Origin of the sequence: Streptomyces sp. NPDC057743, assembly GCF_042798755.1 — a bacterium.
In the GTDB taxonomy this organism is placed as follows: Bacteria; Actinomycetota; Actinomycetes; order Streptomycetales; family Streptomycetaceae; genus Streptomyces.
On record NZ_JBHVJX010000032.1, the window covers coordinates 56,404 to 73,518 of the forward strand.

The following is a 17,115-nucleotide window of genomic DNA, read 5'->3' on the forward strand; positions in this document are numbered from 1 at the left end:
CGACGGTGCCCGGTGCCGGTTTCACGCGGCGTAGGACAGGCAGTAGATATCCCAGTGCTTCGGCAACACGCTGTCGGCGAACGACGGGTCGCTGCTCGCGGAGCCGGTGAACCTGCGCTCCAGCGGGAGACTGACGGACTTGCTGAAGACCGCGACGCGAACGCTGACGGTGATGCTGCCCTGCGCGACCACTTCGCAGACGTGTGCGTGGGGGTCCTTGTGGTACGTGAGGGCCAGGTAGAACTCGACGGAGACGCTGGCGATGCCCAGCACCGACAGGTAGCCGCCGCAGCGCAGGTATCCGGTGAGCGTGACCGCGTCGCCGGACAGTTGGAACGCGACCCCCGCCATCAGGTGGACTCCCCCGCTCGCCACCCCCAGGTCGAGGGAGGCGTTCCCGCCGAACTCCAGGGCCCCCTCGACCAGTTCGATGCCGTGGGTGCTCACTTCGAGGGCGAAGTACCCGCCGCCTCCGAAGAGCGAGACGCTGAGGTTGAACGGGTTGGACCGTTCGGAGACGGCGAACCGGAAGCGGGCCGGCTTGTCGTCGAACGGAATGGTGAGGCGTGCGGACAGGGCCAGGTTGCTGAGGTTGAACAGGCCGAGGGAGAGCGTCGGCAGCGTCAGCCCGTAGCCGGCGGTGACCCCCGAGGCGTTCACGTCGACGAAGGCGCCGGTGCCGAACACGTCCGCGGGCAGCGCCTCGCGGAGCGCGTTGACGAACTCCAGGTCGTTGAAGAACGAGAGGGCCACCCCGTCGGCGGTGACGTCGGGCCTGCTGCCGGGCCGGGCCGCGAACGTCAGGCGTTGGAAGTCGACGCGGACGATCTCGGCGAACACGAAGGCGAAGCTGCGCAGTTCGCCGCGCACGGTGGACTTGCTCAGCGCGTCGGGCGAGCGGACGGTGGTCGCTTCGAGGACCAGCGAGGCGGAGCCCAGATCGAGCAACGGGAGGTCGTTGTTCAGCTGTGGCTTCCACACGTACCGCAGTTCGGAACCGTCGACGAGGTCGCTGACGCGCATGATCGGGACCGGCAGCAACGCCTGGGACTCGCCGTCGAGTCTGCGGCGTATCTCGTCCTCACCCAGGTCCTTCAACTCCGCCACGGAGGTCGCGGGAACGTCGGCGAGCAGGGCGGACAGGTCGATGGGACCCAGCAGTTTGGCGCCGCCGAAGATCTGCGCGAGGGTCTGCGCGTCGACCCCCGCGGCGTCGCCGGCCTCGGTCAGGAACTGCGGGGCGAGCACTCCCGCGCGGGTGGTGACGGTCTGCACCACCGTACTCGGGCTGGCCAGGCCGCCCACCGCCTCGGCGGGAAGGCGGAGCGGCAGCGCGTCGACGAGGCTGAGGAACGCGCCGGTGGGCTGGCCGTCCAGCCCCTGGGCGAGGTACGCGTCGTGCAGCTTCACGGCGATGTCGTTGCTCAGCCCGGTGAGTTGCTCGACCGCGGGGACGTGCGCCACCGCGTCGACCATGGCGGGCAGCACGCCGGCCGGGTGGCCCTGGGCCGACACCAGGGCGAACCGCATGGACGTCACGGGCATGCTGGCGGTGCTCGGGTTGCCGCCCGCGGCCAGGGCCAGGGTCTGGCCGCCGAGTGCGAGGTTGGTGCGGTCGGCGGTGGTGGGGTCGTTGTAGACGGAGGCCATCGGGTTTTGGGAATCGGAGGTCATCTGCTTGAGGGAATCGGAGGACGCGAACACCAACGGCATGGTGACGCCGATGTGCCGGCCCTCGGCGTCGGTCGCCGTCGCGTGGAACGGCAGCGGCGCGCCGTTGACGGTCACCCAGAAGACCTCCGCGCCCTCCGGGCCGTCGATGGACGGGGTGACCAGGTCGGTCAACCGCAGGGACTGGAAAGGCTGTTGACGTCCTTCGTGCTCGTCGTAGCCGGCCCCCGCACCGTACGTCACCTCGGGCTGGTCCACCCTGATGTGCGTCTCCTGGTGCAGGTAGGCGACCGAGGTGCCGTCGCCCGGGTCGTCGTACGACCGCTTGGTGACCACGACCAACGTGGCTCGGTGCCCGCTGCTGAGAAAGCCCTGGCGGGCGGTGTACACGTACTGTTCACGGCCGAGCGACGCGACGTGTTCGTAGCCGGTCAGGCTCGCCGAGGTGAAGGTGGGCGGGAGGTCCCACGAGCCGCTCAGCCGGACGGTGGCGCCGAGCGGCGTGAGCATGAACCGGTCGGCGATCAGGGAGCGGCGCACCGGCATGCCGTCGGAGCCGACGAGGTCGGTGTCACTGGTGAGGGTGACTAGGTCCGTCAAATCGCTCTCGCGCAGGGCGGTTCCGGTGCGTGGTGGGCGGCCGAGCTGTGGCACGGCGAATGCCTTGAGGTGCGCGGGTCCGGCGTCCGCGCCGTGCAGTTCGACGTGCCACAGCTCGGCCCGCCCATCAAGGACGGCCGGTTGGGCCAGCGGCGCCGACCAGGCGATCACCAGGTCGTCGTGGCCCAGCAGCAGGCGGGTGGGGAACTCGATGGCGGTGCGGTGGATCCCTCCGAACAGGGCCGGGTCGTTCGGGTCGTCCGGTGTCTGGCCGACCGGAACGGTCGTCGGGTTCAGGCTGTTCCAGTCCAGCAGCGCGTCGACGGTGAGGTCGATGCCGTCCTGGCCGTCGGGAAGCAGGAACGCCAACGTGCTCTGACCGGCCGCGAACGCGGGTACGGTGGGCGGGAATTGACCATCCGTCAGCACGCCTTCGCTCATGTGCTGGGACGGCAGATGGAGAAGTACCTGCGCCGGCGCGGTGGGGTCTTCCCGGACCAGGCGTGCCCCGTCGAGCCGGAGGTTCACCACCTCCACGCGCAGCAGAAGCATGTCGTCCATGCGCAGGATACGGAACGGATCGGCAGTCATGGCTGCCCGCCTTCCGGGTCGACGAGCCGCTCGCACACCGCCGCACTCCGGGTTACGGCGGGGCGCACGTAACCTGATTTCAGCGTGGCACAGGCAACTGCCAGGCGCACCTTTTGCCTCCGTGCCTAAGCTGGAAAACGGGACTCCGCATACCCACTGCCTTGGAGGACCCGTGTCAAAGATCGATGACAAACACGACGCCCTGATTTCCCAGGGAATCCTCGACCTGGGCGCTGCGACCGGCGACGAGGAGCCGCTCTACGATGGCGGATCGTGCCGGACCTACCAGTTCGGGCGCATCTACTTCCACCCCCGGATCGGCGACGCCTTCGAGGTGCACGGCGCGATCCTGGACACCTACCTCGAAGTGGGCGCGGAACGCAGCGCACTCGGCTACCCGCTCACCGACGAGTCCGACCAACCGGGCGTCACCGGTGGCCGCATGAACAGCTTCGAGCAGGGCGCCGTCCTGTTCGACCCGGCCTCCGGGACCACGGTGCAACTCACCGACCGGCAGGACGCACCCGAGGTGATCGTCAAGATCGTGGACGGCGTGACCGTGCCGCTCGAACCGGGCGCCAGCCTCGACCTCGACCAGTTCGCGTCCCAAGTGCTCGGCCCCGGCAGCGAGTCCGCCGTCGCGACGGTTCGCGCGCTGCTGCCCGACCTGACGGTGCAGCGCGTCTTCGACTCGGTCTCCGCCGACCAGATCCAGTCGATGGTCGACCAGGCCATCCAGAACCAACCCGACTACACAGCACCGAACTTCAACAACTACCTGGAAATCGACTGCCCGACGGGATCCGACACCGACGCGCTCGCCACCGCCCTGGCCTCGGTCCAGAGCACGGTCGAGTACGCCTACACCATGCCGAGCGCCGCCGATCCGGTGGTCGGCACCACCAATCCGCTCTTCGCCCAACAGGGCTATCTGAGCCCGGCGTTGGACGGGATCGGCGTCCAGGCGGCCTGGGCCAAGGGCGCGGACGGCAGCAACACGCAGTTCATCGACCTCGAACAGGGCTGGTTCATCGGCCACGAGGACCTGCCCGCCGGGCTGCGGTTGATCGACGGGGTGAACCGCAACAGCAGTTTCGCGCACGGCTGCGCCGTCGTGGGCGAGGTCGCCGGCGTCGACAACGCGCGGGGCATCTGCGGCATCGCGCCGAACACCTCGACGCGCCTGATCTCGTACTTCCGCCCCAAGGAGGCGACCAACTCGACGGAGAGCCGACAGACCCTGGCGAACATGATCATGCGGGCGCAGTCGGAGCTCGCCCTCGGCGACGTACTGCTGGTGGAGGCCCAACTCATGGTGCCGATCGGCGGCACCAACTTCTTCGTGCCCGTGGAGACCGACCCGGGCTGCTTCAAGGCCATCGAACTGGCCACCGCACGCGGCGTCATCGTCGTGGAACCGGCGGGGAACGGCTTGGTGAACGGAATCGGCTCGGCCAACCTCGACGACTTCGTGGACCGTTTCAACCGGCACGCCCTCAACCGCACCTTGCCGGCCGAGTTCCAGGAATCGCGGGCCATCATGGTCGGTGCCGCCGCGTCCGCATCGCCGCACAGCCGGGATCCGGACAGCAACTTCGGCAGCCGCATCGACTGTTACGCGTGGGGCGATCACGTCGTCACATCGGGCAACCCGAGCACGCCCACGAAGCCCGACGCGTACTGGACCAGTCCGTTCTTCGGGAAGACCTCGGGCGCGACGGCGATCATCGCGGGGGTGTGCCTGCTCGTGCAGAACCTCTTCACCACGCTCAACCCCGGCACCGGTGGACCGGGCAAACTGGGACCGGTGCGCATGCGGAACGTGCTCACCGACCCCAGGAACAGCACGGTGGGCGCGCCGAACGCATCCATCGGCGTCATGCCGGATCTCAAGAAGCTGATCGCGAGCGAATTCGTGTAGCCGGCGGGGCGCTCGGCATGTGCCGCTCGGCACAACGCGCGACACGACGCGTCACAGGCCGACGCCCAGTGCGACGGCGACCGTGGCGAAGTCGGTGGCGTATCCGTGCCCGCCGTCTCCGGCGAAGTGCAGGGCGACGATCTCGTTGGCGTCGTTCACCACGACCGATCCCGAGTCGCCGTGCCGGGACCACACTCCGCACGGGTTGAGGCTCAGGTCAGGCAGCATGGCTATGGACGTCTGCCCGAGCAGCCACCACAGCAGCTTGCCGTTTTCGTCCCTGACCTTGTAGCTGCCGAGTGTGCCGTCGACCACGCCGTGGCTGAGACACGTCCGGTAGCCCCGCTTGCGCACCCGGTCGCCAAGGTGCGGTGAACTCACGCCCGTGACGGTGCCGATGTCGGCTATCTCCCCCACGTTCGCCGTCCGACCCAGATTGCTCGCAAGGTCGACCGAGCAGGTCGCCGCGTCGAAGTCGCCGGACACCCCGGCCATGTCGGGCGTCGGGAAGAACGCGGGGGTGCTGGGAATCTCGCAGTGCTGGACCGTGCCGATCTGTTCGCTGCTCGACGGCGGGTCGGTGTGCGGGGCGGGCTGCTGGATGACGTCCGGCATACCGCAGATGACATGGGCGTTGGTCACGGCGACGGGGTCTCCGCTGGCCCGGTCGCGCAGGATGCAGCCGAGGGTTCCGGCGGTGACCAGACCGTCCGTCACGGTCCGCGGCCCGAGCTGGATGCCGCCGACGAGCGGGTCGTGCTTCGCGTCATCGGTCACGCATCCTTGCTCGGCAACCGGGTCGCCGAGCACCAGCAGTACGGGGAATCCACCGATGGTCTCCGGTAGTCCGGCGGGTGGGTTGGCCGGATCGCTGACCAGGATCCGCATCGTCAACTCCCCCGCCGCATCAAGCCCGATGTCAACGCCGTTCACGCCCTCGACCGGGAGGAGATCGTGGAGGCTTGCGGAGAGTGCCTGGGACATTTCCTGGGGTATGTCCATGTCGCCCACCTCGGACGCAGGATCATCGAAACGGTCACGTCGCTTTCATGGTGCGTCGGCGGCGTCCGCCGTGCATCCGGGGACAGCCACGCCGCGATCCCGGACGCTACGGCGCCGGTCCGAACACGCTGCACGGGAGAGTTCACGGTGAACACCGTGTCCGCGCGCCCCAATTGCGAGGTCAGCCAAGGAACTCGCGCGCACCGGAAGGGGATTGGCGGGACCCGACAGCACCCGGTGCTCACCCGTGAACGCTGGGTGAAACCGGTTTCCCTTCGAAAGGCGACGTGAACTCCGGGCCAGCCACACGGCTGGGCCCCGCCCACCGCGTCACCGGCCGCCACGCGGCGCGCACTCGGGCCAAGCACCTGATCGATCGTCTGCGGTACCACAAAGGTGCAGGTCAGAAGGGTGGATGGGCGTTGCGTTCCGGTAGCGAGGTGAGCGATCCGGCGTGATGATGAGAGAGAAGAACGCAGGCTGAACCGGTTGTCGTGCGACCGGAGAACGGCGATTCGCCGGCACGGCGGTGATCATGAACGACACGTGGACTTGCGGAAATTGCGGCAGTGAGGAGCCGGCCGGTACCTGGCGGTGCAGCCGCTGCGGCAATGTGGTGCGACCCGACTACAGCGGGGAGTGGCCCACAAGACCTCCGCCACCGGCGCCGGCTCCACCGCCACCGCCACCACCACCTGCGGCACCGGCAGTTCCCCAGAGTCAGGCCCCGTGGCAGGGGCACCAGCCGCCCGGGCCGCTACCGAATTCGCATCTGGTCTGGGCGATCGTGTCGATCTTCTTCTTCTGGCCGCTGGGCATAGCCGCGGTGATCTTCGCCGCGCAGGTGAAGAGCAAGTACACGGTCGGCGACTATGCCGGAGCACTCGACTCCTCGAACAAGGCGCGGTTGTTCTCCCTCATCGCGACCATCGTCTTCGCCGTCTCCGTCTTGCTGGTCATCATCTTCGTCATCGTGATGTGGCCGCACGGCGGCCCGCCCCAAGGACCGCCCGGCCCACCCGAGGGCCCGTCCGGACCCAGCTACTAGAGGCCGCGAGCCGGGATGGGGACCCGCAGGTCCACCACCTGGTACTCGCCCCCGGCCGAAGGCCGCACCGCCGCGAGGGGAGCGTAGTGGTAGGCGATGCCGCGCGGGGGCCTCGGTCGCGGCTGGCCGTTGGGGTCAACGGGCCATTCCACGCCTCCCGTAAGCGCCCTCGCCGGGATCAGCCAGTAGGCGCCCCGTCGATAGGTGCGCGGCTGTTCGGCGCTCGGTTCGAAGCGGATCTCGATGCCGTCCTCCAGAGGCAGCCACTCTCCCTCCTGCACGGGCTGCCCCAAGGCGCCTGCCCTGGCTCCCTGGGCGTCGTCACCTCTCGTCCCCGCGGTGACACCGTGGTCCCAGCGCCGCAGGAGCGGGTGGAGTCCGAAGACTCGGCCGCCCGTGGGGTGGTGCGGATCGTCGCCCGGGTCGGCGTTCAGCACCACCTGGCACTCCGCGTGGTCGATCTCCTGGATCGTGTACAACCGCGGCGCCGGCTCGTCGAGTTGGTCCGACGCGCCGTGGCACACGGAGGCGTCGGTGACGAGCTCCACCTGGTCGCCGACCTCGATCCCGAGCTTGTCGTCGCGCCCCAGCGTCTCCAGTTCCACCGTGGGGCCGTGAACCGACCGGATCGGCAGGACGACCGAGCCGTTCTCCCGCGACCATTTGAAGGTCGCGGTCTGCGCGGTGCCGCCCTGGTGCACCTCCACCCGGTAGAGCTGGTTCTCGGGCCCCGGGTAGTCGGCGTACGGCGAGACGTCGGAGGGGTCGTCCTCCGGGCTCCGGACCCGGGCCGCGAGGTGCCCGCGGGGCTCGAACCTCCGGCTGAGACGGTCCCGCAGGTACCGGGTGGCGGTGCGCATGGTGGGGACGTAGCCGCCCTCCTCCAGCGGAAGCCAACAGACCTGCCACACCACCCGTGACCGCGCGGTCGTGTCCGGGCTGTGCGGTCCGAGGGCGACCTCCCGGATGCGGGGCGCCTCCACGGCGGTGACCAGCCGCTCCCACACCCGCAGGTAGACCAGGAAGGGGTGCGACGGCAGCCGGTGCTCCTCGCGCTCCGGATCGAAGTAATCGAAGTACATGTCGGGCTGGCTCTTGTAGTCGGTGCCGTCGCACTCGCACCGAATGCCGTTGACGTACATCCGTCCGGAGGCCACGGGGAAGTTGTCGCCGTCGCAGGGGCCTACGCCGAACCCGCCGGGGTGCTCCTCGTCCTCGTCCGGCAGGTACGCGACGGGCCCGAACAAGTCCCTGGCCAGGGTGCGCAGGTGGTCCTGGACGATGGCCGCCTGTTCGTTGATCTCGGCATCGAGCTGGACCCGGCCCTGTTGGGCCAGGACCGCCGAGAACCGTTGGGCGGGGTCGAAGGTGACACGTGAGAAGTCGCCGTGCATGGTGCGCTCCGGTAGGGCGGGAAGGGGGCTGACGGATCAGGTGGCGAAGAACAGCGCCGCGTCACACCCCGCGGGGGTGTACTCGGCCAGGCGGGTACGCAGGATGTCCTCCCGCAGGGGCCTGAAGACGTCGTGCAGTGCACCGGGTTCGGCCCGGTCGTCCGCTCCCCTGCGGATCTCCTCGGCGCAGTCGTCGGAGAGTTGGACGTAGTGCGGCGCACCGTACCGTCGGCCGGCGAACCGCAGGGCCACGCGCGCCGGGTCGCCGGACTGCTCGGGCTGGCAGTGTGTCCGGGCCGGTGTGTGGGAGCCGGGCGGGAGCCAGCAGAACCGCACCGCGCCCTCGGTCGTGCGGGCGACCCGGACCTCCCCGTCCAGCAGGCAGTTCTCCAGCACGTCCACGGCCTGGACGTGCACGGCTCCGATGACGGTGGTCCGGCGCGCCGTGAGGCGGGTCGGTGCGGGGCCGTCGTCGGGGCCCCGCAGCGCCGCCTGCCGCCGGTGGGTGGCGTCCAGCACGCTGTCGTGGAGGAGGACGGGGTTCGACACGCCCGTGGTGTGCGGGCTCGATACCGCGATCGTGCCGAGAATGCTGTGCCGCACCTCGGTGTGGACCGGGCTGTCGACGATCTCCAGGCTCGGCATCCCGGGTGCCAACGGTGCGCCGTCGGGCCCGAGTTGGAGGCCGGGGACCAGAGTGCAGTGCCGCACCGTGAGCCGCCCGACGTCCCCGCGGACCTGAACGCCTCCGCCGGTGATCAGGAAGCCGTCCAGGACGACCCGCGGCGGTGGGCCGGTGTCGGACCCCTTGCCGGTGCCCGTGATCCGCAGGGTTCCCGCACGGTCGTCGGAGCGGGTGTCCAGCCGGATCACCGGGCGGGACCCGTCCGTGGCGCGGAGGGTGAGTTGGTCGCCCGGATCGAGGCGGAGGTCGGTCAGGTCGTCGGTCACGCCGTTGCCGCAGACCTCGATCAGCGCTGCGGTCTTGCCGGGGTGGTCGTGTTTCTCGGCACGCCAGCGTTCCAACGCGTCGTTGATCGAACGGTGTTCCCGCCCCGGCCCGACGCGGTAGCGGACCGCCGCACCGGTCGGGCCGGGCTCCGGTCTGGGGTACTCGCCACCGCCGAGGTCGCCGACGAAGGCGTGGTGATAGCTCACCCACAGACGGCCGTCCCAAGGCTCGTCGGGCGGCAGGGCGAGACGGCCGAGAACGGGGTCGACGAATGCCCGCCCCGGTCCGGGACGGGGGCGCCAGTCCGACAGGTCGGCGGCCACGATCCGGTCCAGCGCCAGTGGTTCGGGGTGGTCCTGCGGCCCGGTCCACAGGCACAGGCTCTTGCCCGGCCCGTAGTAGTCGTAGAGCCGCTCGGCCAGCGCCCGGCGTCGAACCGGGGCCGGCACGTTGGTCTCGTCCGCGGTGTGGCAGGGCGCCGGCTCCGGCACGGGCTTGGTGACCAATTGCGTGTCGATCCCCAGCACGTTGAAGGCGTACCGGCCCCGGTCCGGCGCCAGACAGCAGGCGGGCGACAGGGTCACCGCGTACGTTCCCGAGCGCCACACGTGCAGCCCGACGCCGCCGACGCCGTACCGGCCCGGGCGCCGACGGGACCCGGGGCGCGCCACCTCCACCGTGTGCGCGAGTTCGTCGAAGGGGCCTCCCCCGCGGTCCAGGGCATCGATCCGGCGTACGTTCACCAGGCCGCCGCGTCCGAGTCTGTGTCGGGCTTCCGGGCTGCTCGACGGGTAGCGGCGCACCGGCTGGGTGACGCAGAGCTGACGGCGGAATTCGACGGCCCGCGCCGGCCACTCCGCCACCGCCGCCGCCAGGTCCTCCAGCAGGGCGGGGGTGCCCGTGCGGCGGCGGTTGGCCACGGTCCGAGCGACGTCGCGGCGGGAAACGGCGGCGGCCCACGAGCGTCCGTGGCCGTCGAAGGGCGCGGCGGCGGTCCCCGGCAGCACCTGGCAGCCGACGAGATCGCCGAGGTACGGGACGAGCCAGAGGTCACATGTCTCGATGAACCAGTTGTCGTAGAGCCGCTCGATGTCCGCCTGGACGACGTCCGCCTGCTCGGCGATGACCGACAGCAGCGCGTACAGGCGGCGGCCTTCCTCCTCGTCGCGGCTGCGGTACAGGGCGGGCAGCAGCTGGTACAGCTCCTCGGGCGTCATGGGATTCTCCGCAGGACGAGGGTCTCGGGCACGGCCGGGTCCAGCAGCACGAGTTGGGCGGGCCGCAGGACGTATCGGACGGCCTCCGGCGTCGGACGGGGCCCGGGTGGCGACGCGTCGCGCACCGCGCAGGCGCGGGCGGGGCGGGCCGGGACTTTGGCGGCCACCGTGGGATGTTCGGCGAACCGGACGATCTCGGATGCCGCGTTGGTCTCCGGAAACCCGCCGAAGGCGTCCACCTCGACGCGGTCGACGCCGGGCACCGCCTGCGCGGCGGCCAGGGCGGCGCTGGGGAAGACCGGCTCGGCCAGTTCCGCCGCCGCGAAACCGAGGCGGGCCGTCAGCGCGTCGCGGACCCGCTGCTCGACGTCGTCCGGGCGGTGTCCGGGTGCGATGCGGACGCCGAGTGCCAGCACCAGCCGCACCCGCTCGCAGAGTTCGACCCGAACGGTCAGGGTGGGGTCGCCGTTCCGGGCGAAGGCGGTGCGCAGGACCGTCAGCAGTGCTGCGGTGGCGTCCGGCGAGGGGTCGGCGACAGCCACGGTGACGTGCAGGACGGGGCCAAAGTCCACCGCGCACCGGCGCGCCACTGCCTTGTCGACGCCGGCGAACGCCCGGGCGAAGTCCTCGTGATCGCGCACGGACACCAACCGGTCGAGGGCGGCCGGCCGTTGCGGGACCGCCCTGCGCGTCGCGTCGGGGTCGTCGGCATCCGCGCCGCCGGTGGCGGGCAGCGGGTTGGTGACCGCGCTGACCCCGAACGGCCGGCTGACCAACTGGTTGATCCGCCCGGCCGGGACGTTGCCCGCGCGGCCGCCGCCGACCCGGTAGCCGGCCGTGACGTTGTCGGTGCCGCTGGGCAGCCGCGCGCCGCCGCGACCGTCGCCGAACTCGACGGCCATCGAGTCGTCCACGCCGGCGCGCAGTTGGTACGCCCGCGCGGTCGGCCCTTCGTCGGTGAGGTCGGCGGAGCGCCGCCACGCCACGCCGTCGACCCAGATGGTGAGGGCCTCTTGGCTCCCGCTGGTCGTCGCCGAGGGGACCCAGGTCAGCGGGCCTCGGCGCAACGGGAAGACCTGGCCGGCCCGTTCGGCGTCCCCGCTGCCGAGGACCTCCTCGTGCGTCTCGCCGGCCGTGACGTGGACCACGTTGCCGTGGATGACCAGGGTCTCGCGCCGGTAGCGGTACCGCAGCGGGGCGCTCAGCAGGAGCGTGGTGCGAACGCGGTCGTCGAAGGGGGTGCCGTCGAAGCCGTGCCGCACGCCCGTGAGCACCACGACTTCGGCGCCCGGCACTCCTGTGCCCCGGTCGCCCGTCGAGGACGCGCCGACCGTGACGTCGGTGCGTTCCCCGGCCACGATCAGCCGTCGGCCGGGCGTCAACCCCTCCTGGATCCCGTCGAGTTGAATGGTGTCGCCCGCCACGGCGGTCGGGTCGGGGGCGGCGGCCGGAGCCAGCGGCTGTCCGGCGGCCCACACCGTGGTGGCGCGGCGGGCCGCGATGTCCTCGGCGTCGTCGGTCCAGGGCCGCTCCAGGCGCAGCCGGGTCACGCGCAGGGCGTGTTGCTCGTCGGCGACGGCGAGTTGGGCGACGTCGGTGACCTTCAGCACGCGGGTGCGGGAGTCGTCCGCCTGCCGGACGGCAATCCAACTGCCGGGCAGGATCTCGTCGTAGACGGCGTCGAGCAACAGGACGTCGGCGGGGAGCCGTTCGGTCGGCTCCGCCGCCTGCTGGGCGGCAGTGTGCAGCAGCCGTCGGACGCGGGTGTCATCGGGGAGGGCGGCGCCCAGCGGTGCGGCCTTCACGCGGAAGCAGCAGACCTCGGGCAGGGGTGCGGCGGAGACCGACACGGCGCCGAGGGCGCGGCCCAGGGACGTGGCTCCGTCGGTGCCGCTGCCGGCCAACAGCCGTGGCAGCGCGTCGGATCCGGCGCCCAGGGCCTCGGCCAGGCCGGCGCGGGCGGGCGCGGGGGCGCCGGGCCCGTCGATCGCGTGGAGCAGGGGCTGGAGGGCGCGTAGGACGGTTCGGCCGTCGCCGTCGCGGTCCTTCAGCAGGGCCGCGCGTGCGGCCGCGCCCTCCTGTGGGGCCGGGGTGGCCTCGGCCGGTGGTTCGGTGAGCCGCCGGGCGGCCGACTGGAGGGTGGCGATCCGGACGGTGGCCCGTGCGACCAGGGCGTCCGCCTCGGGATGCCGCGGTACGCCGGCCCGCCACTCCTCAAGTGCCCGCAGCTTGCCGTCGAGTGAGGTTGCCAGGGTGTCCGGGTCGCGCAGTTCCTCGGCCCGGTGCCGTACGTCGCGCAGGAGTTGGAGCAGATGCTCGAACGGGCCCTCCGATGGCAGCCCGGCCGCGGCCTGTGCCACGTCCTCGTCCAGTGCCTCGGCCGCGTTGCGCAGTTGCTGGTGTGCGTCGGGCACCTTCAGAAGGACGGTGGTCCTCCCGTGTGCGGGGTCGGGCCGGATGCCCGCGACGATGCGGGTGAGGTTGAGGCGCGGGTCGTCGTACGTGAACAGCAGCCGGTCGCCGGGGTGCAGGGTGTGTTGTGCCCCGGCGAGGTCGAGGGACGGCGTGTGGGCGGCGGTGTCGGCGGTCAGGGACGGGGGTCGGGTGGTGCGTACGGGAAGCCGGTTCCATTCGGCGCGGGCGACGAGGTCGTCGCTGGTCTCGTAGGTCCGGGGCAGGCCGCCGGGGGCCGGCTGGCTGGCGACCCGCGAACCCGCCGGGACGACCGTGCGGGTGCCCGCGTCGAGGGTGTAGGCGAGGTGGGTGGTCGCGGCGAGGGCGGGCCGCGGTCGGTGGCCGACCAGGCGCCCGAGCCGCACGAGCGAGGCCCGTTCGGTGGCGGTGCGCAGAAAGCCCTCGTTGGCGATCCGTTCCTGATAGAAGGTCAGCACGTCGGCGAGGGCGGCGAAGGCGTCCAGCAACGCGAACACCGGGTCGTCCGGTTCACGGGTGGTCAGTCCGGCCAGTGCGGCGCCTTCCGCCTGGGGCAGCCGGGCGCGCATCGCGTCGAGGAACGTGGTGTGGGTGCCCACGCGGTAGCGCAGTTCGGACAGCCCGGGCCGGTTCCACACCGGCGCCGGACGCGCGCCCTGGCTGCCGGGGCGGGTGCCCTCGGGTGAGCCGGTCATCGTCCTCCTCTCATGCGCAGTGCGAGGCGCCCGTTCTCCGGGTGGGTGGCGTCTGCATCGAGGCGGGCGATCTCCAGTGGTCGCAGCCTCAACTCTCCCGTCGTCGGCACGTCCAGGTTGGCCGGCGCGCGTCCGCCCGGTGCACGCAGCCTGCACAGCCGGGTCACCTCGGCGTGCCGGACGCCGGGGACGCTCATGCACAGGGTGACCAGCGCGCCGGCGCGGACGGCGGCGCCGAACGTCAGCGCCTCGGGGTCGAAGAACCCGGGGGCGCCGTCGGGTGCTCGCCCTGGCAGCAGCTTGCGCAGCAGTTCCGCGCGGACGTGCTCGGCGAGCGCGTGCGGGTCGACCCATACGTCCAGGGCGACGTCGAGTGGTACGTGCCGGGCGGGGCGCGTCACGACGTCGTGCCCGATGCGGCGGAAGCGGTGCAGGGAGGCGCGGGCCGCCTCCAGGAGACGGGGCGACGGGTCGGGGGCGCCGACGGGGTCCAGGGCCACCTCGGCCTCGTACCAACTGCCGGTCCAGCGCAGCGCGGCGGCGGCCCGCCGCACGTCGGGGCGGCTTGCCGCCAGGGTGGCGTAGTCCTCCGCGGTCACGGCCCGCAGCAGCCCGCGGAGCGGTTCGCGGGGGGCGGCCCGCCGCACCTCGGCGACCGGTTCCGGGTCGGTCCCGCCGGTGGCGGGCAAGGGGTTGCGTACTCCGACGACGTGCTCCAGGACGCCGGGGACCCGGGAGGCGATCCGGTTGATGGCCTCGGCTCCGACGTTGCCCTCCTTTCCGTTGCCGATGCGGTACTCGGCGCACAGCCGCGTGTTCGGGCGGGGCGCGGCTCCGTTGCGGCCGTCCCCGAAACGGAGCGCGAGCACCCCGTCGTCGTCGAGTTCGCCGACCACGTGGCGCTCGCGCGGTCCGCTCGCGAGCAGGTCTCGTCGCGGCGTCCAGGGTGGCTCGGGATCCCCTTCGTCCCCGTCCTTCGGTTGGTGCAGGCGCAGTACGGGCAGGGCCTCGCGGGGGTCGGGGCGCAGGGCGCCGCGCGCCGAGCCGTGCAGCACGGGGTTGTCCGGGTGGAGCGCCCAGGCGGCGGCCCGGCCCCAGGTCTGGGCCAGTTCCCAGCCGGTCTCCTCTGGGGCGAGCACATGCCCGGACCGGGCGCGCCGGTCCAAGGTGTCCAGACGGCGCAGCTTCGGTTCGAGGAACTCGTCGAACCGGGACAGCAGTTGGCCGAGGGCGTTGCCGGGGTCGGCGTCGTCGAACACGCCCCGCAGATGACGCTTCGCGAACAGGGTTTCCAGGAATTCCCGGTCCTCGTCGGACAGGCTGGTCGCCGAGTGGTGGAGATCGCGCAGCCGGTCCCGGGCCCTGGTGGCCAGGTCCGTCAGTTGTCGGGCCTGCGCGGCGGCCACGTCCGCGGGGCGGGGGTGGCGCGGTGACCAGGTGACGGGGGTGCCGCTCAGGGCCATCACGGACGGGCCCGGGCGGCGGGTGGCCGTGGGCGGGCTGTCGTCAGTGTCGTCTGCCGACGCCAACGCGCCGTGTGGCAGGGGAACTTGGATGATTTCCTCGGCGCCTCCGGACAGCCAGGTGTTCTCGATGCCGTGCTCGACCAGGAGGGCGTTGCCGCAGGCGACGGCGGTGGGGCACGGGCGCTCGTGGCTGTCGACCGTACCGACGCGCAACGGGAAGGTGAGGGCGTCCTCGTCGCCCCACCGCACCACGACCACCGTGGTGCCGGTGGTCGGGTCGACGTCCGGTGTGACGTGGGTAAGCCGGACGGCCTGCCGGCGGGCGGGGTCGGGGCCAACGCCGTGGTCGCCCTCGGAACCCGCCGCCTCTTCCAGGACGAGCAGGTCACCGGGGGCCAACCGCAGGGCGCGTTCCGTGCCGTCACTGTCCATGAGGGTGGCGCTGGTTGCACCGACCGGTAGTTCGCGCTCCGCCGGGCTCCCGGCGAGCAGCGGGATGCGGTGGTGCTCCGGGCACAGCACCGTCTCCCGATGCTCCAGCGGCCGGTACACCGGGTGCCTACCGGCGACCAGTTGGTCCAGCGGGATCACCGGGCTGTCCCGATCCGGGGTGCCGTCCTGCGGGAACACCGCGAAGGCGAGGTCAGCGGTCCGCACCCGCATCGGAGCGTCGGTCTGCACGCAGACGACGGCGCGGGCCGCGCAGCCGTCGTGCATGGGGTAGCCCACGAGGCGGGCGTGGCGCCGTACCGAGGTCCGCAGCCGCGCGGTGTCGAGGTATGCCTCGGTGGCGACGGCGTCCTGGTGGTAGCTGAGGTGGTCCCCGACGTACGCCAGGAGTTCGACCAGCGTGACCCAGACGTCGGGCGCCCGCCGCTCGGTCCACTGCGGCAGGGTGAGCGCGAGCCGTTCCAACAGCAGCCGTCGGAAGCTGGCGTAGTCCTTGGCCAGATAGTCGATGGCCGGGCCGGGCCGCACGGTGGGGCGGGGCGCCGGCACGGAGGCGGACGGCTCGGGAGTCGGCTTGCGGTCGCTGCGGCGGAAGGTGAACGCGGCCTGGTTGCGGTCGCGTCGGAAGCCGCTGCCGAGGGCACGCAGTCGGTAGGTGGACTCGTCTCCGGTCCGGTCCAGCGTCAGCGTCAGACGGTTCGCCGGGCTACCGTCCGACTCCTCCGGGGCATGCCGTGCGACGTGCCGGACGCGGATCTCGGTGATGCGCTGGCCGCCCTCGATCCGGAAGCTGTGGCGATCCAGGCGGGCGGGCAGCGTGCCGGAGAAGGTGACGGTCAACGCGCGCCGCCCGGGGTCCACTTGCACCTGCTCGATCCCGGCCGGCTCGCCACGCGCCGCCGCGTGACCGCGGTGCCGGCCGCCCGGGCCGCCGGGTTCGCTCGTGACGCTCATGACGGCGTCCCTCCCCGGATCGTCAGGCTCTGGCTCTCCCCGGTGGCAGCAAGTGCGTAGGTCACCTGCACCACGAGGGTGGACTCCGCACTGCTGACGGTCAGGGACTCCACCGTGAGCAGGTCGCCGAGCCACTGTTGCAGGGCGGCGTGGGCCGTCATCTCCACGGTCGTCGTCAGTTCCGGGCTGTTTCCGGCGAAGACCAGGTTGAGCAGGCCGCAGCCGAAGTCGGGGCGGTTGACCCGCTCTCCGGGGGTGGTGAAGAGCACCTGCTCGACCATGTCGCGCACGTGTCCGGCGTGGTCGACCTGTGCGGTGCGGCCGCAGGCGTCCACGTGGTAGGGAAAGTCGACGTTCACGCGGTCACATCCCCGAGACCCTGAGCTGCATGGCCAGCACCGTCGGCGGGTTGGGCGGCGGTGTGCCGATGCCCAGCGCCGGGGCGGGGCTCGGCGGTGGCGTCGGCTGGAGCAGGGCCGGAAGCCCCTGTACGAGGACCCGGCTGGAGGTCTGGAGCCAGGTGACGCCGGTGCAGGGCGGCGCCCCCGGCACCGTCGCCGGGAACGAGCACCCGGCCACCAGGAACGTGTCGGCTACGGTGGCGACGGGCAACCCGCCCACCGACACGCGCTGTTGGGCGGGTGCCGGGAGGGTGACCTGGCCTGGGGGGTGGGCGCACATCATCGTGGCGCCGTAGTGCAGCAGCAGTCCGGGCATCCGT

The 17,115-nt window shown here is 71.8% G+C and carries 10 protein-coding genes; 2 read left to right on the forward strand and 8 right to left on the reverse strand.

What is annotated here, in order from left to right; translation table 11 throughout:
• Positions 1-21 precede the first annotated feature (21 nt).
• Positions 22-2,832 carry a hypothetical protein gene (locus ACFVFQ_RS29700; protein ID WP_383421889.1) on the reverse strand — a complete coding sequence of 937 codons (2,811 nt, stop codon included), beginning with the start codon at positions 2,830-2,832 and terminating at the stop codon, positions 22-24.
• Between the two features lie 202 nt (positions 2,833-3,034).
• Here ACFVFQ_RS29700 and ACFVFQ_RS29705 point away from each other — a divergent pair, with 202 nt between their 5' ends.
• Positions 3,035-4,783 (forward strand): S8 family serine peptidase, encoded by a 1,749-nt coding sequence (locus ACFVFQ_RS29705; protein WP_383421892.1) that lies wholly within the window; start codon positions 3,035-3,037, stop codon positions 4,781-4,783.
• Between the two features lie 51 nt (positions 4,784-4,834).
• Here the strand turns inward: ACFVFQ_RS29705 and ACFVFQ_RS29710 are convergent, their stop codons facing one another.
• Complete coding sequence (locus ACFVFQ_RS29710) at positions 4,835-5,785, reverse strand: hypothetical protein (protein WP_383421894.1); 951 nt, start codon at positions 5,783-5,785, stop codon at positions 4,835-4,837.
• A gap of 535 nt (positions 5,786-6,320) precedes the next feature.
• Here ACFVFQ_RS29710 and ACFVFQ_RS29715 point away from each other — a divergent pair.
• A complete protein-coding gene (locus ACFVFQ_RS29715) occupies positions 6,321-6,833 on the forward strand; it encodes a CD225/dispanin family protein (RefSeq protein WP_383421896.1) in 513 nt (170 codons plus the stop codon).
• Here the strand turns inward: ACFVFQ_RS29715 and ACFVFQ_RS29720 are convergent.
• Genes ACFVFQ_RS29720 through ACFVFQ_RS29745 form a run of 6 tightly spaced genes read right to left on the reverse strand, consistent with a single transcriptional unit; the run spans position 6,830 to position 17,111 of the window.
• A complete protein-coding gene (locus ACFVFQ_RS29720; RefSeq protein WP_383421898.1) occupies positions 6,830-8,227 on the reverse strand; it encodes a DUF6519 domain-containing protein in 1,398 nt (465 codons plus the stop codon). The genes ACFVFQ_RS29715 and ACFVFQ_RS29720 overlap by 4 nt on opposite strands.
• A 36-nt stretch (positions 8,228-8,263) precedes the next feature.
• Complete coding sequence (locus ACFVFQ_RS29725; protein WP_383421900.1) at positions 8,264-10,396, reverse strand: hypothetical protein; 2,133 nt, start codon at positions 10,394-10,396, stop codon at positions 8,264-8,266.
• Positions 10,393-13,524 carry a putative baseplate assembly protein gene (locus tag ACFVFQ_RS29730; RefSeq protein ID WP_383421902.1) on the reverse strand — a complete coding sequence of 1,044 codons (3,132 nt, stop codon included), beginning with the start codon at positions 13,522-13,524 and terminating at the stop codon, positions 10,393-10,395. Before ACFVFQ_RS29730 ends, ACFVFQ_RS29725 begins: the two co-directional genes overlap by 4 nt.
• Positions 13,521-16,394, reverse strand: coding sequence for a putative baseplate assembly protein (locus tag ACFVFQ_RS29735; RefSeq protein ID WP_383421904.1), 2,874 nt, complete (start codon positions 16,392-16,394; stop codon positions 13,521-13,523). Before ACFVFQ_RS29735 ends, ACFVFQ_RS29730 begins: the two co-directional genes overlap by 4 nt.
• The gene (locus tag ACFVFQ_RS29740) at positions 16,391-16,753 is read right to left on the reverse strand and encodes a GPW/gp25 family protein (RefSeq protein WP_383421906.1); all 363 of its coding nucleotides are present in this window, start codon (positions 16,751-16,753) and stop codon (positions 16,391-16,393) included. Before ACFVFQ_RS29740 ends, ACFVFQ_RS29735 begins: the two co-directional genes overlap by 4 nt.
• Before the next feature lie 4 nt (positions 16,754-16,757).
• Positions 16,758-17,111 carry a hypothetical protein gene (locus tag ACFVFQ_RS29745; protein WP_383421908.1) on the reverse strand — a complete coding sequence of 118 codons (354 nt, stop codon included), beginning with the start codon at positions 17,109-17,111 and terminating at the stop codon, positions 16,758-16,760.
• Positions 17,112-17,115 lie beyond the last annotated feature (4 nt).

Coding starts and splice junctions, on each gene's coding strand:
- ACFVFQ_RS29735 (WP_383421904.1), bottom strand. CDS start 16,394: ATGAGCGTCACGAGCGAACCCGGCGGCCCGGGCGGCCGGCACCGCGGT.
- ACFVFQ_RS29710 (WP_383421894.1), bottom strand. CDS start 5,785: ATGGACATACCCCAGGAAATGTCCCAGGCACTCTCCGCAAGCCTCCAC.
- ACFVFQ_RS29730 (WP_383421902.1), bottom strand. CDS start 13,524: ATGACCGGCTCACCCGAGGGCACCCGCCCCGGCAGCCAGGGCGCGCGT.
- ACFVFQ_RS29720 (WP_383421898.1), bottom strand. CDS start 8,227: ATGCACGGCGACTTCTCACGTGTCACCTTCGACCCCGCCCAACGGTTC.
- ACFVFQ_RS29700 (WP_383421889.1), bottom strand. CDS start 2,832: ATGGACGACATGCTTCTGCTGCGCGTGGAGGTGGTGAACCTCCGGCTC.
- ACFVFQ_RS29725 (WP_383421900.1), bottom strand. CDS start 10,396: ATGACGCCCGAGGAGCTGTACCAGCTGCTGCCCGCCCTGTACCGCAGC.
- ACFVFQ_RS29745 (WP_383421908.1), bottom strand. CDS start 17,111: ATGCCCGGACTGCTGCTGCACTACGGCGCCACGATGATGTGCGCCCAC.
- ACFVFQ_RS29715 (WP_383421896.1), top strand. CDS start 6,321: ATGAACGACACGTGGACTTGCGGAAATTGCGGCAGTGAGGAGCCGGCC.